Consider the following 13,660-nt stretch of genomic DNA (forward strand, 5'->3'; position numbering starts at 1 on the left):
AGAGGATGACGGCAAATGGCGTGGCAAGGCTCCCCTCCGCTGGAGGATATTCCCCGCGCGACCGATGCGCCTGCGGCGGGCGGGGCGGGGCGGTGGGCGCCGGCGCTCGTCATCACCACCTCGCTGTTCTTCCTGTGGGGGATGGCGAACAATCTCAACGACATCCTGATCGCGCAGTTCAAGAAGGCGTTCACGCTGTCGGATTTCGGCACCAGCTTCGTGCAGCAGGTGTTCTATCTCGGTTACTTCGTATTCGCGATCCCGGCGTCGATCGTGCTGCGGCGGTTCGGGTATAAGGCGGCGATCGTCACCGGTTTGTCGCTTTATGGTGTGGGCGCGTTGCTCTTCTATCCGGCGGCCGCGATCAGCGCCTATCAGCTGTTCCTGTTCGCCTTGTTCGTGATCGCCGCCGGGCTGGCGTTCCTCGAAACCTCCGCCAATCCGCTGATGACCGAACTCGGCGATCCCGCAACCGCGACGCGGCGGCTCAACTGGGCGCAGGCCGCCAATCCGTTCGGCGCGATCACCGGCATCCTGATCGGACGCAACTTCATCCTGTCGGGGATCGAGCATGACGAGGCGACGCTCGCCGGGATGAACGCCGCCGCGCGCGAAGCCTTCTACCGCAACGAGGTGCAGGCGGTCGCCACCCCCTATCTGGCGATCGCGGCGATCGTGCTGCTGTTCGCCTTCGCCGCCGCGCTGACCGCCTTCCCGCGCAACACCGCGGTGCGCGACTTGGCGGAAGACGCGCAGACGCAGCGCTTCGCCGACCTGCTGCACCACCCGCGGCTGGTCGGCGCGGTGATCGCGCAATTCTTCTACGTCGGCGCGCAGGTCGGGCTGTGGAGCTATACGATCCGCTATGCGCAGGGCGCGCTCGGCTGGAACGAGCGGCAGGGCGCCGACATGCTGTTCGTCGCGCTGCTGCTGTTCGCGGGCGGGCGGTTCATCGGCACGACGCTGATGACGTGGATCGCACCGGCGCGGTTGCTGGCGATCTTCGCCACCATCTCGGCGCTGCTCGCGACCACCGCGGCGCTGGTCGGTGGGACGATCGGGCTCTACGCGCTGGTGGCGACCAGCTTCTTCATGTCGATCCAGTTTCCGACGATCTTCGCGCTCGGGGTGGAGACGCTCGGGCCGCTGCGCCGACTCGGCTCGTCGCTGATCATCATGGCGATCATCGGGGGGGCGGTGCTGACCGGGGTGATCGGCTTCGTCTCGGATCGCGCGGGAATCGCGGCGGCGATGCTAGTGCCGGCGGCGTGCTTCCTCGTGGTGCTGACCTATGCGGTCCGCGCCCCCGCGCGGGGCTGACGACGGTGGCGCGGGTCCGCAAACAGGCCGACGCGGACGGCGAGGCGCGGCCGAAACAGACGACCTATGCCGCGCCCGCGTTGGAGAAAGCGTTCGAAATCCTCGACTTGCTCTCTGCCTATCCGCAGGGTGCGCTGGTGACCGACATGGCGGCGGCGCTCGGCCGCTCGGTGGGCGAGCTGTTCCGGATCGTCGTCGTCATGGAGCAGATCGGCTATCTGCACCGCTCGCCGGTCAACGACCGCTATACGGTGTCTTACAAGATCCTCGACCTGGCGTATCGCGCGACCCCGGCGCAGAATTTGACCCGCGCGGCGACGCCCGAGATGCAGCAACTCGCCGCCGAAACCGAGCAATCCTGCCACTTCGTCGTTCCCAACGGCGCCCATGGACTGGTGATCGCACGCGAGGAAAACCCGGGAATGCGGGGTTTTTCGCTACGACTGGGCGCTGCGATCGACATGATCGCTAGTTGTTCGGGACAGGTGTTGCTCGCCTTCTCCTCCCCGCAGCGCGTGGAGCGGATCGTCGCGCAGGCGGCGGCGACGCGGGGCAAGCCGGTCGACAGGGACTGGCTGGAGGAACGGCTGGCGATCGTGCGGCGGCAGGGGTTCGATCGTCGACAAAGCCCCGTGACTCAGGGGGTTACCGATGTCAGTTATCCCGTATTCGCGTTCAGTGGCGAGATCGTCGGCGCGCTGACCGTGCCGTATCTGGAGCTGATCGATGGGTCGCAGCGTGTGAAGCTGGATGCGGTCGCCGGGCTGCTACAGGGGGCGGCGGCGCGTATCTCGTTGACGCTAGGGCATCATCCGGCGGCCTGAAGGATAAGCCATGAGCCAAACGCCGCGCATCGACGCGCATCATCACCTCTGGCGGTACGATGCCGAGGCGTTCGGCTGGATCGATCCGGCCAGCGTGATCGCGCGCGATTATGACACGGAATCGCTCGCCGGTGCGCTTGCGTCGCGCAAAATAGCGGCCGCCATCGCGGTCCAGGCGCGGCAGGTGCCCGAAGAGACGCAGATGCTGCTCGATGCGGCGGCACGCGGTACCGCGATCTGCGGCGTGGTCGGCTGGATCGACCTGCGCGCCGATGACATCGCGGAGCGGCTGGCGGCGGAGGCCGCGCCGATGCTGGTCGGCTATCGTCATATCGTGCAGGACGAGCCCGATGCCGACTTCCTGCTGGGCGACGCGTTCGTCCGCGGCGTGCGCGCGGTCGCCGCGCGCGGGCTTACCTACGATCTGTTGATCGACCACCGGCAACTGGCGACGGTGCCGGCGTTCCTCGACCGGGTCGGGACGGGGCGCTTCGTGATCGACCATGCCGCCAAACCCGCGATCGCATCGGGCGGGTGGCAGCCGTGGGCGGAGCGGCTGGCGGCGGCGGCCGCCTGTCCGGGGGTGATGTGCAAGGTATCGGGGCTCGTCACGGAGGCCGACCATCGGCACTGGACCGCCGACGATCTGGCGCGGTACCTCGACCATGTCTTCACCGTTTTCGGACCCGAGCGCGTGATGTGGGGATCGGACTGGCCGGTCTGCCTGCTCGCGGCGGAATATGGCGCGGTGTACGACGTGATCGACGCCTATGTCGCGCGTCACTGTCCAGAGGCGCGAGACGGCATCTTCGGTGGTCATGCGCTCGCTTTCTACAAACCGGTGACGGGGGCGGCAGCATCGCCCTGACCGACCCCGCCTCGCGCCTGGATCGTCGCGCACTGCTGACGCTCGGCGTGGCGGGCGGCGCGGGTTGGGCGCTGGGCCATTTACTCGCCCGAACCGCACCGGCCGGGCGTGACGTGCGCGCGTCGGGGGCGGTGGCGGCGATCCTCGACGATCCCGATGCGCCCGCGATCGGGCCGGCGAGCGCATCGCTGCGGCTGGCGGTGTTCAGCGACTATCGGTGCCCGGCATGTCGTCAGGGCTTCCCGGCACTGACCGATGCGGTCGCGGACGACGGAGACGTGCGGCTGTTGTTCAAGGACTGGCCGATTTTCGGTGGAGCCTCGGTGCAAGCGGCGCGCATCGCGCTCGCCAGCGTGTCGCAAGGCATCTACCCGGAGGTGCATCGTCGGCTGATGACCACCGGCGGCGCGCTTGGCGCCGCACAATTGCGTGCCGCCGTCATGGCGTCCGGCGGTGATTGGATGCGCCTTCTGGCGGATCTGTCGACGCATGGCATCGATATCGACGCGCGGCTTCGTCGCCACGCGGCCGAGGCGGCGTCGATCGCCTTGCCGGGCACGCCGGGCTATCTTGCCGGATCGTTGCTCGTGGTCGGCAAGATCGACGCGGCGGCCTTCGCGCGGCTGTTCGCGGGGGCGCGGAAAGGCGGGTGAGCCAGCGTCAGAACGTCACCGCATCCGCCTGCTTTTCGGGGCGGATGTAGATCGACTTCAACTGCGGCAGCGCAGTGCGCAATTCGGTCTCGATCGTCTCGATCAGCGTCTCTGCCGCAGCCATCGACAGATGATCGTCGAAGTCGGCGCTGATCGCGGCGAACACCATGTCTGGTGCGGTGTGGATGGTGCGAACGTGGTTGACCGCGCTGATCCCGGGATGCGCCGCCACGATCGCCCGCGCGCGCTCGATCACCGCCGGGTCCGCGCGCTCCCCGATCAGCAGCCCTTTCGCCTCGCGCGCCAGCAGCACCGCCACCGCAGCGAGCAACGCGCCGATCACGATCGAGGCGACGCCGTCCAGCCGCGGGTCGTTAAAATAGTGGCTGCACCACACGCCAATCGCTGCCACCACCAGCCCGATCAGCGCGGCGCTGTCCTCGAACAACACCATGAACCCGGCGGGATCCTTCGATTCGTGGATCGCCTGCCACCAGCCCATCTCGCCGCGGGTTTGATCGAATTCACGCATGGCGATCGTCCACGACGCGCCCTCCATCAGCGCGGCAATGCCGAGCACGAGGTAATTGACGAGCGGATCGGCAAGCGGCTCAGGCTCGATGATGTGCAGATAACCTTCGTAGATCGACACGCCGGCACCGATCGCGAAGATCAGGATCGCGACCACGAACGCCCAGAAATACAGTTCACGCCCGTAGCCGAACGGATGCGCGGCATCGGCGGGGCGGCGCGCGCGGCGCTGTCCGTAGAGCAGCAGGAGCTGATTGCCGCTATCGACCACCGAGTGCACCCCCTCGGTCAGCATCGACGACGATCCGGTGATCGCCGCCGCAACGAACTTGGCGACTGCGATCCCGAGGTTGGCGGCCAGCGCGCCGAACAGCACGATATTGTCGCGCCAGCTTTTTGGTTTCGTTTCGCTCACGCCGTCTCCCTCGTCGGATAGCGAGACGCGAGGGGCGGGGCAGGGTTCCGCGTGGGGCGGGGAACAGCTTGCGGCGGCCCGTTCGCCCGCGATGTCGGTCGACCGATCGCCGGGGGCGGGATGACGTCATCTTTATCTGTCGTGGCGAGCGGAGCGAAACGGTTCAGGGCCGGATCAGGACGCCCTGGATTGCTTCGCTACGCTCGCAATGACGATCGAAAGGTTCGAACCTATGCATCGTCATTGCCCTCTGGGCGACCGTTGCACGGCGGAGCGATGATCCAAGCTGATGCGGTGTCGCTCTAATCGCGCCGCCAGCGTGCGCTGCGCGCCACGGCACGGCGCAGGACGCGCGACAATTGCTCGATCGAATAGGGCTTGTGGAGCAATTCGAACCCGTGCTGCCAGTTTTCGGCGAGCACATGCGCGTAACCGCTGGTCAGCACGATCGGCAGCGAGGGATGGTTCTGGCGGATGCGCGTCGCGCATTCGACCCCGTTCATTCCCGGCATCACCACGTCGGAGAAGACGATGTCGAACCGCGCGGCATCGGCCTCCAGCATCGCCAGCGCATCCTGCGCATTGGTCGCCAACATGCTGCGATACCCGAGTTCGTTGAGCGCGGTGGTGGCGAAGCGTCCGACTTCGTCATTGTCCTCGATCAGCAGCACATAGGCGCCCTGGCCGTCCGCCGGGCCGTCGTCCTCGATCGGCTCGGCGACCGCGCGCCCTTCGGCGACGCGCGGGAGGTAGAGCGTGAACGTCGTGCCGCGACCGGCCTCGCTGGTCACGCTGATGTCGCCGCCGGATTGCTTGGCGAATCCGATCACCTGACTGAGCCCCAGCCCGGTGCCTTTGCCGACCCCCTTGGTGGTGAAGAACGGTTCGAAGATATGCGGCAGCGCCTCGGGCGCGATGCCCGCGCCGTCATCGGTCACCGCGACCGACAGGAAATCGCCGCTGATGCCGTGGTGCCCGCGCAACGACGGGATCTCGCCGACCGGTGCGACCGCGATGCGCAGCGTGCCCTGACCGTCCATCGCGTCGCGCGCGTTGATGGCGAGGTTGACCAGCGCGGTTTCGAACTGGCTGCGATCCACCTCCGCGAGGCACGGGGTTTCGGGCGGCTCGACATGCAGCGCCACGCGCGCGCCGATCAGCGTCTGCACCATCTCCGCGATCTCGCCGACCGCGTCGCCGACGTCGAGCAATTCCGGGGTCAGTGCCTGCCGCCGCGCGAAGGCGAGCAACTGCCCGGTCAGCTTGGCGGCGCGCGTCGCGGTTTCGCTGATCGCCTCGACATAGCGCTCCCGCTTCTCGGGCGAGAGGTTCGGACGGCGCAGCAGCTCGACCGAGCCGCGGATGATCGTCAGCAGATTGTTGAAATCGTGCGCCACTCCGCCGGTAAGCTGGCCGATCGCCTCCATCTTCTGCGCCTGGGTCAGTTGTTCGGTGGTGCGCTTCAACTGCTCGGCGGCTTCCTTCGCCTCGGTGATGTGGCGGCCGATCGCGAACACTTCGGTCTCGCCGGGCGCCGCGACCCATTGCAGCCAGCGATAGCTGCCGTCGCGGTGGCGGAAACGAGTCTCGAAGGTCGGCATCGTCCCGGCCTGTGCCGCGGCCAACGCCTCGACCGCAGCGGGCAGATCGTCGGGATGGACCAGCGACAAAGCATCGATCCCGATCAGTTCATCGGCGCGGTAGCCGAGGATTTCGCTCCACGCCGGATTGACCGACAGGTATCGGCCGTCGGGCGACACCACGACCATCAGGTCGGGCGAGGCGTTCCACATCCGGTCGCGCTCGGCAGTGCGCTGTGCGACCTGTCGCGCGAGATCGGCGTTGAGCGCCACCAGCTCGGCGCGGCTTTCGGTCAGCGCGCGATCGGCGAGCACGCGCTGGGTCGTCTCGTTGGTGAAGATGAACAGTCCGGCGTTTTCACCCTGTTCGTCGAGGATGCGCGAGTAGGAAAAGCTCCACCACGTATCCGCGGCGCCGCGATCGGTCGCGAGCTTCCACGGCAGGTCGACGAACCGCTGGCTGCGCCCGGCGAAAGCATCCTCGACGATCGGGCGCGCCTGTTCCCAGGCATCGGCCCACACCTCCCGCATCGGCGTGCCCATCGCCCAGTCGATCCGTGGGCCGAGCAGCGGAAAATAGGTTTCGTTGAAGAAGAAGAACAGCGCGTCCGCGTCCCAGCACAGGATCATCGATTCCGGCGAGTTGAGCACCAGGCTGAGCGCGGCCTTGAACGGCGCCGGCCAGCCTTCGGGCGGGCCGAGCGGATGGTCGCGCCAGTCGCGCGCCAGGATCAGCCGCGTCGCCGCGCCACCGCCGGCGAGGAAGCCGAGCGCCGGCGGAAGATCGTCGGGCGGGGTCGGTGTAAGGTCGGTCATCGATTCCGGGCGGCAGGCGGGCAGGTGAAGGCGACCTAGCCTGCTGACATCGATCAAGGAAGGGCCGACCGTTGGATCCGGGCGGGCGACGTCGGCCGATCGGGGCGTGGCGTGCGACGAACCGCGTGGCTCCGGGAAACCGCCTGCGTCTTCATGACGTTGGCAGCGGCGACACGAACAGAGGCGGCACGGGACGTCGTCGACAGGCGGAGCAGGCAGCGATGAAGACGAGCGGCAACACGATCCTGATGACCGGCGGCGGCAGCGGCATCGGCGAGGCACTGGCGCACCGTTTCCACGATCGCGGCGACACGGTCATCATTGCCGGGCGTCGCCGCGACGCGCTGGAGAAAGCCGCGGCGGGGCGCGAGCGGATGCACGTCAGGACGCTGGATGTCGAAGACGCCGGTGCGGTCGACGCCTTCGCCGCGCAGGTGGTGGCGGACTTTCCGGCGCTGAACGTCTTGTTCAACAACGCCGGGATCATGAAGTACGAGGACGTGACGCAGCGGCGTGATCTGGCCGATGCGGAGGCGACGGTGGCGATCAACATCCTCGGCCCGATCCGGCTGACCAATGCGCTGACCGATCATCTGGTGTCGCAGCCCGATGCCGCGATCGTCACGGTGACCTCGGGGCTCGCCTATGTGCCGCTCGTCATGGCGCCGACCTATTCGGCGACGAAGGCCGCGATCCATTCCTATACGGTGTCGCTGCGCACCCAGTTGGCGGGCAAGGTCGAGGTGATCGAGCTGGCGCCGCCCGGCGTGCAGACCGACCTGACGCCGGGGCAGGCGCACCGGCCGGGCTATATGCCGCTCGAGGCGTTCGCCGACGCGGTGGCGGCGCAATTCCTCCAGCAGCCGACGCCGCGCGAGATCCTTGTCGACGAGGTGCAGTTCCTTCGTCAGGCCGAGCGGGAAGGTCGGTTCGACGAAACGCTGAAAACGCTGACCGAACGCGCCGCACAGCAGCGCTCAGCGGGCGGCGAGTGAGTGCGGCGCGCCTGCCGATGAGCGATATGTCCGCGTAATCGGTGCCGCTTAGCGCGCGGAGGCGCTATGGCGCTTGATCAGCCAGGGCGCAGATCGCTCGGGCGAGGTCGCGGCAGGCGCTGCTTGCGACGTCGGTGCGGCGGCGGCCGGCAGACCGAACCAATGCGGCCGCTCGACGGCGACGAGGATGGCCAGAAGGCTGGAACCCAGTCCGAACCAGACCGAAAGGCCGCGCTTCGTCATCAAGAACCTCCTTCCCGGATGAATGAAGACCGATCGGGATCGACCGGAGTAGGGGCATGTAAAGCCGCCACGCGAGCCGGGTGTAGCTCCCTCATGACAAATGCTTGCTGAGATAAGGTTAATGGCCGGGGCCTTCGGGAAACGGGCCGGCTGATGTCGATCACGATCCTGGCCCGCGCCCTAGACCATTGGCGCATTGACGCGACCGGCGGCTGCGGCATAACTTTGTCCGAGAAATAAGCGGGTTGGGAAGAGGTATGAGGCAGGCTCACGCAGGTCGCGGGCGCGAGGCGTCGCGATGATCGATCGTCGCGGTGCGCTGGCCGGGATGGTCGCCGCTTTCGGAGCGAGCGTTTTTGCGCCGCTGGCACGGGCCGTCGCCTATCAGCCCAATCCGGTCATCAACACCGGCCCGCCGGCGCCCGTTTTCACCGCGGCGCAGCGCGCGTTGGTCGCGGCGCTCAGCGAGCGGGTGATCCCGACCACCGACACGCCGGGCGCGATCGCCGCGGGCGTGCCGGAATATATCGAACATATGCTGGGCGACTGGGCGATCGACGACGAGCGTGGGACGATCCTGGGCGGCCTCGCGGCGATCGACGCCCGCAGCATGGCCGATAACCGCGTGCCCGCGGTCAAGGCCACGGCGGCGCAGCAGGATGCGCTGCTGACGCTGGCGATGAACGACAAACTGCCCGGCGCGACCGATTTCTTCCCTGCGTTCAAGCAGCTGGTACTAACCGGCTATTATACGTCGGAGGTCGGGATCACGAAGGAGCGCGAATATCTGCCCGTCCCCGGCGATTATGACGGCGCTTATCCCTATGCGAAAGTGAAGCGCATCTTCTCGTCCTGACGCGCTCGCGGCGCGCACGGCCGCGCCGCCGCTTTTCCCCGAACATCCATCCGGCGGATTTCCAAGATCATGGCAGCTACAGATCGTTTCGACGCAATCGTCATCGGCTCCGGCATCAGCGGCGGTTGGGCCGCCAAGGAGTTGACCGAAAAGGGCCTTCGCGTGCTGATGGTCGATCGTGGCCGGATGGTCGAACATGGCGAGGATTATCCGTTCGACGGCAAGTCGGTCTATGAAACCCCTGCGCGCGACCGGATGCCCGCGGCGCTGGCCAAGCGCGACTATTTCGCGCTCAACGGCTGGGTGTCGCCCGCGACGCAGCCATTCTTCATCAACGACCGGCTCAACCCGTATGATTACGACGCGCCCAACAAGTTCAACTGGGTGCGCCCGTCGGTGGTCGGCGGCAAGTCGCTGACCTGGGGACGGTGGAGCTTCCGCTGGGCGCCGACCGATTACGAGGCGAACAAGCGCGAGGGCGTCGGGGTCGACTGGCCGATCCGCTATGACGACGTCGCGCCATGGTACAGCTATGTCGAGAAGTACATCGGCGTGTCGGGGGGCAAGGAAAACCTCGACTATCTGCCCGACAGCGAGTTCATGCCGCCGTTCCCGATGAACGTCGCCGAGAAGTGGCTGAAGGGGCGGCTGGAAGGCGAGTTCCCCGGTCGCAAGCTGATCAACGCCCGGCTCAGCAACATCACCGAAGACAAGCCCGAGCAGAACCGCACGCGCTGCCAGAAGCGGTCGCAGTGCAGCCATGGGTGCAGCTTCGGCGCCTATTTCTCGACCCAGGCGGTGACGCTGCCGGCGGCGCGCGCGACCGGGCGGCTGACGCTGCGGTCGGATACGTGGGTGACCAACCTCGAATATGATCCGGCGAAGAAGCGCGTCACCGGCGTTCGCATGGTCGACGCCAAGACCGGCCGCGCCGAGGTGGTGCAGGCGCGGATGGTGTTCCTGTGCGCCTCGGCGATGAGTTCGCTCCACGTCCTGCTCAACTCGCGGCCGAAGGACAGCGAGCGGAGCTGGTTCCACTCCAACGGCGCACTGGGCAGCCAGGTGATGGACCATATCTTCCGCGTCGGCGTGTCGGGCGACATCCCGGGCATGACCGACCTGATCGAATATGGCCGGCGACCGGGCGGAGTCTATGTTCCGCGCTTCCGCAACCTCGTGTCCGAGGAGCTGCCGTTCAAGCGCGGTTATGGCTATCAGGGGCAGGCGTTCCGTCAGCCGGCGATGGTCGACGGCTTCGGCGCCGAGATGAAGCACAAGATGCGCGAATATGGCCCATGGCGCTTTTCGATGGGCGCGTTCGGCGAGTGCCTGCCCTATGACGACAACAAGGTGATGCTGAACTTCAGCAAGACCGATCGTTTCGGCACCCCGCTGCTCCGCTTCGACGTGACGTTCCGCGATAATGAGATCAAGATGATGGACGATGCGCTGGAGCAAGGCCAGCTGATGCTGCGCCGCGCCGGGTTGACCAACGTCACCGGCGGGCGCGGCAAGCACGTTCCCGGCGAAGCGATCCACGAGATGGGCGGCGCGCGCATGGGGCGCGATCCGAACAGCTCGGTGCTCAACGGCTGGAACCAGGCGCATGATGCGGCGAACCTGTTCGTCACCGACGGCGCGCAGATGGCGTCGGTATCGTGCGTGAACCCGTCGCTGACCTTCATGGCGATGACCGCGCGGGCGGCGGATCACGCAGTGAAGCAGATGAAGGCGGGGGTGATCTGAGGCACGCCCGCGCCCGGATGATGGTGGCGTGAGGTCGGATTCGCCGTTCGTCATCGCGTCGCTACGGAGGCAGTGACGGATCAAGTTGAGGATATCACGCTTTGGACGCGATCGGCATTCAGAGCAGAGCCCCACGTCGCTGTCGTTCTCGGTCCATCATTCCTCCCTCGTCGCCCCGGACTTGATCCGGGGCCCTGCTTCCTTTTTTGGCGAGCGGGCGGAAGCGAGAGTCCGGGTCTGAACTCTCGAACTTGCCGAGAGCGTTGGATGGCGAAATCTGGCGGAATGCGGTGAATGTCGCTCGCCTCTATGGCGGCGCTGAACGGCGAACAGGATCTCGCGCGTGTTGAATCCGGGCCTAAACCGGCTGCCGAGGTCGAGCTTGGAGCGATCGAAAAGGTGGTCGGGGAGACAGGATTCGAACCTGCGACATCCTGCTCCCAAAGCACATCGTAATGGCTGATTTTAGAGGCGTTGATTTGTAAACCAGCGCCAGAACGGTCTCCTAGAATCAATAACTTGGCAATGAGGTGTAAACCGGAATGGCGCGCCCGGCGGCGCCGGGATACGCTGCTGAGATGACCGAGTCGCAGCCGCCGCTCACCCCCGAGGCTCTCGCCACCTGGACCGACCAGGAACTCATCACCGAATGGATGAAGACGACGTGGGAGAGCGGCGATCCGCAGATGGATGCGTTGAGCGATGAGATCGAGCGGCGCGGGCTCGACTTTTGATGGAGGAAGCCATGAACGACAACGCAGCAAACACGCTTAACATGCACCTACAGCAGATGCGGAATGAGCAGCGCAAGCAGACCGCCGCGCTCGAGCAGATCGCTTCCGCTCTCACCGAACTCGCCGCCACAGTGAAACATTTACCACGCTGATCGTGCTTTCGGGCGGGAAAGGCTGGTCGGCTATCTCACCCGGAACTCAGCCCAGACCGAGTGACCCTGCTTCACCAGCGCCTGCACGATCCAGCCATGAGCGAAGTGCACCTCATTCGCCGGCACGTTGATGGCAGCCTGTCCTTCATTCCAGAACCGGACGAGCAGCGATTGATCGGGAAGGAACGGCCGGAGCACGCGAAGGGCTAGGCGGACGGCGGGAGTGTCGACGCCGATCTGCTGCGCGCGGGCCGTCGAGTCCTTCAAGACAGCCAACGCTAGGTTCATGATCAGCATCTCGGCGCGCCGCGCGCGCAGCTCGCGGTCGTTGGCGGCATAGGGGACGATGGCGACCCGCGTCTCGGTGCGATCCGGACAGTGCCAACACGGCATCTCGCGCACCACGATCTCCCAATCCGTCGATAGCCGCTGAAACGTCCGCGACTTGATTAGCTCCTCGAGATCGTAGAGCCGCGACTTGCCGCACGCCTTGCAGGTGACGTTGACCGCTCCCTCCACCTTGCGGAGGTCGTAGAGGGATTTCGGCTGCCCGACCATGCGACCGATATGCCGGAACATTCATAGAACAAAAAGCCTTGAAGCGACGGCTTTGCTATGCCATTCCGATGTCAGCCCGCGGCGCTGACGACTCTCTCACTCTGACGACGCCGCGGGCGACAGCCGCAATTCCCAGCCGAAGTTGCGCCGACTTGCGATCTCAACGGCCGCGCCGGCAGCGCGCAATTTCGCGCGTATGCGACATATCCGATTGTGCGCCAGGCACTCGTCGTTGCCGTCTTCAGCTAGGGGCGCGAGCAGGCAAATCCGCTCGATCGATATTTGCCCCCAGCGCACCAACTCGAACGCGACACGCGCCTCGGACGCGTAGAGCGGAACACGCTCCCCCTTCCAGAAGAGTGTGTACGGCTCGTCGATCGCCACCAGCGCCCCGCGCTCGACCCGCTTCTGCTGCGGCGCGCCGCAGCAATCGCAGACGCCGCTCACATCAGAGCTTCGCTACTGCGGCAGCAATCTTGGGCAGCCGCCCGCCAGTGATGCGGCAGTCGACCACCTGCCAGTCGTTCCACCACGAGATGAAGGCACAGCCGCTCGGCGCGTTGGCTACGTCGGCCAGCCACATCACCACGTCGGCCGCGAAGTCGTCGCTGTCGGCCCCGGTCTCGGCGAGGCCGAACGGCTTGCCCTTCTCATAGGCGAAGGCGCGCAGCGCGAGCAGCGGCGCACGGAACCAGCCGCCGGTATAGTCCCCCGGCTTATGGCCGAAGGTGCGCGCGACGTAGAGATCAGGCGCGATGATGTCGACGAACTCGACGCCTGGCCATGCTTTGATCGGATCGACCACGCTGGCGGAAGGATGCTCGATGCTCGGCGACCAGACCAGCTGAAAGCGCGGCGACCGCGCGCGGAACAGGCCCGCGATCCGGCGCCATGCCAGGAGACCCAGCGAATGGTTCGGCTTGCCCGCCTTGTCGACGAACAGGTTCTCCGGGTTGCCCTTGAGGTTGAACTCCCACGGAAGGCGAACGAGGATGCGGCCAGTGCCGGGAATTGCCCGCACGAGCTGGTCGGTGATCGACCGATAGAGATCGTCATGGCGGCCCTCGTTGACCGCCTCAAGTTGCCGCGCGCCGGGGAACGGCACGGACCATAGAACCTCGCGTCCGCGAGCAAGGGCTTTCTGCCCCAGCTCGATCGCCCATGGCGCGCTGCTGAGAAGCTCGGCCGGGCTGGTCTGATTGAGGTTGATGCCGACAATCGCGGCGCGCGGGAAGTCCGCGGCGAAATCGTCCGCCGGGATCATGCTGTAGTGCGGGTGAACGCTGAGAATGGTCATGCGATTTCTCCGCCGGCCCGCGCGTACAGGAGCGGGCTAGGCCCAAGCACAGGAGGCATAGGGGTGGGGAAG

At 66.3% G+C, this 13,660-nt stretch carries 15 protein-coding genes; 9 read left to right on the top strand and 6 right to left on the bottom strand.

The features are described from left to right. The first annotated feature begins 15 nt into the window (after positions 1–15). Genes fucP through PGN16_RS03610 form a run of 4 tightly spaced genes read left to right on the top strand, consistent with a single transcriptional unit; the run spans position 16 to position 3,665 of the window. A complete protein-coding gene (gene fucP / locus PGN16_RS03595; protein WP_335308021.1) occupies positions 16–1,320 on the top strand; it encodes an L-fucose:H+ symporter permease in 1,305 nt (434 codons plus the stop codon). A 5-nt stretch (positions 1,321–1,325) separates the two neighbouring features. Then, a complete protein-coding gene (locus PGN16_RS03600) occupies positions 1,326–2,144 on the top strand; it encodes an IclR family transcriptional regulator (protein ID WP_335308022.1) in 819 nt (272 codons plus the stop codon). A gap of 10 nt (positions 2,145–2,154) precedes the next feature. After that, positions 2,155–3,012 carry an amidohydrolase family protein gene (locus tag PGN16_RS03605; protein WP_335308023.1) on the top strand — a complete coding sequence of 286 codons (858 nt, stop codon included), beginning with the start codon at positions 2,155–2,157 and terminating at the stop codon, positions 3,010–3,012. A gap of 47 nt (positions 3,013–3,059) precedes the next feature. Continuing rightward, entirely contained in the window at positions 3,060–3,665 is a 606-nt protein-coding gene (locus PGN16_RS03610; protein WP_335308024.1) for a DsbA family protein, read from the top strand. Between the two features lie 7 nt (positions 3,666–3,672). Here PGN16_RS03610 and PGN16_RS03615 read toward each other — a convergent pair whose 3' ends face one another. Together PGN16_RS03615 and PGN16_RS03620 are read right to left on the bottom strand one after the other, a co-directional pair. After that, on the bottom strand, positions 3,673–4,611 hold the full coding sequence (locus PGN16_RS03615) for a cation diffusion facilitator family transporter (protein ID WP_335308025.1): 939 nt from the start codon (positions 4,609–4,611) through the stop codon (positions 3,673–3,675). Between the two features lie 302 nt (positions 4,612–4,913). Then, positions 4,914–7,007 carry a hybrid sensor histidine kinase/response regulator gene (locus tag PGN16_RS03620; RefSeq protein WP_335308026.1) on the bottom strand — a complete coding sequence of 698 codons (2,094 nt, stop codon included), beginning with the start codon at positions 7,005–7,007 and terminating at the stop codon, positions 4,914–4,916. Positions 7,008–7,228: 221 nt separating this feature from the next. Here PGN16_RS03620 and PGN16_RS03625 point away from each other — a divergent pair, with 221 nt between their 5' ends. Then, a complete protein-coding gene (locus PGN16_RS03625; RefSeq protein ID WP_335308027.1) occupies positions 7,229–8,002 on the top strand; it encodes an SDR family oxidoreductase in 774 nt (257 codons plus the stop codon). 48 nt (positions 8,003–8,050) lie between these two features. Here the strand turns inward: PGN16_RS03625 and PGN16_RS03630 are convergent, their stop codons facing one another. Next, the gene (locus PGN16_RS03630) at positions 8,051–8,245 is read right to left on the bottom strand and encodes a hypothetical protein (protein ID WP_335308028.1); all 195 of its coding nucleotides are present in this window, start codon (positions 8,243–8,245) and stop codon (positions 8,051–8,053) included. Between the two features lie 298 nt (positions 8,246–8,543). Here PGN16_RS03630 and PGN16_RS03635 point away from each other — a divergent pair, with 298 nt between their 5' ends. The 4 genes from PGN16_RS03635 (at position 8,544) to PGN16_RS03650 (ending at position 11,733) form a co-directional block, all read left to right on the top strand. Continuing rightward, positions 8,544–9,101, top strand: a complete 558-nt coding sequence (locus tag PGN16_RS03635; protein ID WP_335308029.1) for a gluconate 2-dehydrogenase subunit 3 family protein — start codon at positions 8,544–8,546, stop codon at positions 9,099–9,101. Positions 9,102–9,170: 69 nt separating this feature from the next. After that, positions 9,171–10,847, top strand: coding sequence for a GMC family oxidoreductase (locus PGN16_RS03640; protein ID WP_335308030.1), 1,677 nt, complete (start codon positions 9,171–9,173; stop codon positions 10,845–10,847). A gap of 578 nt (positions 10,848–11,425) precedes the next feature. After that, positions 11,426–11,581 (top strand): hypothetical protein, encoded by a 156-nt coding sequence (locus PGN16_RS03645; RefSeq protein ID WP_335308031.1) that lies wholly within the window; start codon positions 11,426–11,428, stop codon positions 11,579–11,581. 11 nt (positions 11,582–11,592) lie between these two features. After that, positions 11,593–11,733 carry a hypothetical protein gene (locus tag PGN16_RS03650; RefSeq protein ID WP_335308032.1) on the top strand — a complete coding sequence of 47 codons (141 nt, stop codon included), beginning with the start codon at positions 11,593–11,595 and terminating at the stop codon, positions 11,731–11,733. Between the two features lie 30 nt (positions 11,734–11,763). On the opposite strand, the gene PGN16_RS03655 is transcribed toward PGN16_RS03650, so the two are convergent. The 3 genes from PGN16_RS03655 to PGN16_RS03665 form a co-directional block, all read right to left on the bottom strand. Further along, on the bottom strand, positions 11,764–12,312 hold the full coding sequence (locus PGN16_RS03655) for a hypothetical protein (protein WP_335308033.1): 549 nt from the start codon (positions 12,310–12,312) through the stop codon (positions 11,764–11,766). Between the two features lie 75 nt (positions 12,313–12,387). Further along, positions 12,388–12,738 carry a hypothetical protein gene (locus PGN16_RS03660; protein WP_335308034.1) on the bottom strand — a complete coding sequence of 117 codons (351 nt, stop codon included), beginning with the start codon at positions 12,736–12,738 and terminating at the stop codon, positions 12,388–12,390. Between the two features lies 1 nt (position 12,739). Then, the gene (locus PGN16_RS03665) at positions 12,740–13,588 is read right to left on the bottom strand and encodes a hypothetical protein (protein WP_335308035.1); all 849 of its coding nucleotides are present in this window, start codon (positions 13,586–13,588) and stop codon (positions 12,740–12,742) included. Positions 13,589–13,660: the final 72 nt, after the last annotated feature.

The organism is Sphingomonas phyllosphaerae, from assembly GCF_036946485.1.
GTDB classification, from domain to species: domain Bacteria; phylum Pseudomonadota; class Alphaproteobacteria; order Sphingomonadales; family Sphingomonadaceae; genus Sphingomonas; species Sphingomonas phyllosphaerae_E.

Bases quoted from the DNA above. Each gene is read 5' to 3' on its own strand.
- fucP (WP_335308021.1), top strand. From the start codon at position 16: ATGGCGTGGCAAGGCTCCCCTCCGCTGGAGGATATTCCCCGCGCGACC.
- PGN16_RS03605 (WP_335308023.1), top strand. From the start codon at position 2,155: ATGAGCCAAACGCCGCGCATCGACGCGCATCATCACCTCTGGCGGTAC.
- PGN16_RS03620 (WP_335308026.1), bottom strand. From the start codon at position 7,007: ATGACCGACCTTACACCGACCCCGCCCGACGATCTTCCGCCGGCGCTC.
- PGN16_RS03625 (WP_335308027.1), top strand. From the start codon at position 7,229: ATGAAGACGAGCGGCAACACGATCCTGATGACCGGCGGCGGCAGCGGC.
- PGN16_RS03630 (WP_335308028.1), bottom strand. From the start codon at position 8,245: ATGACGAAGCGCGGCCTTTCGGTCTGGTTCGGACTGGGTTCCAGCCTT.
- PGN16_RS03635 (WP_335308029.1), top strand. From the start codon at position 8,544: ATGATCGATCGTCGCGGTGCGCTGGCCGGGATGGTCGCCGCTTTCGGA.
- PGN16_RS03640 (WP_335308030.1), top strand. From the start codon at position 9,171: ATGGCAGCTACAGATCGTTTCGACGCAATCGTCATCGGCTCCGGCATC.
- PGN16_RS03645 (WP_335308031.1), top strand. From the start codon at position 11,426: ATGACCGAGTCGCAGCCGCCGCTCACCCCCGAGGCTCTCGCCACCTGG.
- PGN16_RS03650 (WP_335308032.1), top strand. From the start codon at position 11,593: ATGAACGACAACGCAGCAAACACGCTTAACATGCACCTACAGCAGATG.
- PGN16_RS03655 (WP_335308033.1), bottom strand. From the start codon at position 12,312: ATGTTCCGGCATATCGGTCGCATGGTCGGGCAGCCGAAATCCCTCTAC.
- PGN16_RS03665 (WP_335308035.1), bottom strand. From the start codon at position 13,588: ATGACCATTCTCAGCGTTCACCCGCACTACAGCATGATCCCGGCGGAC.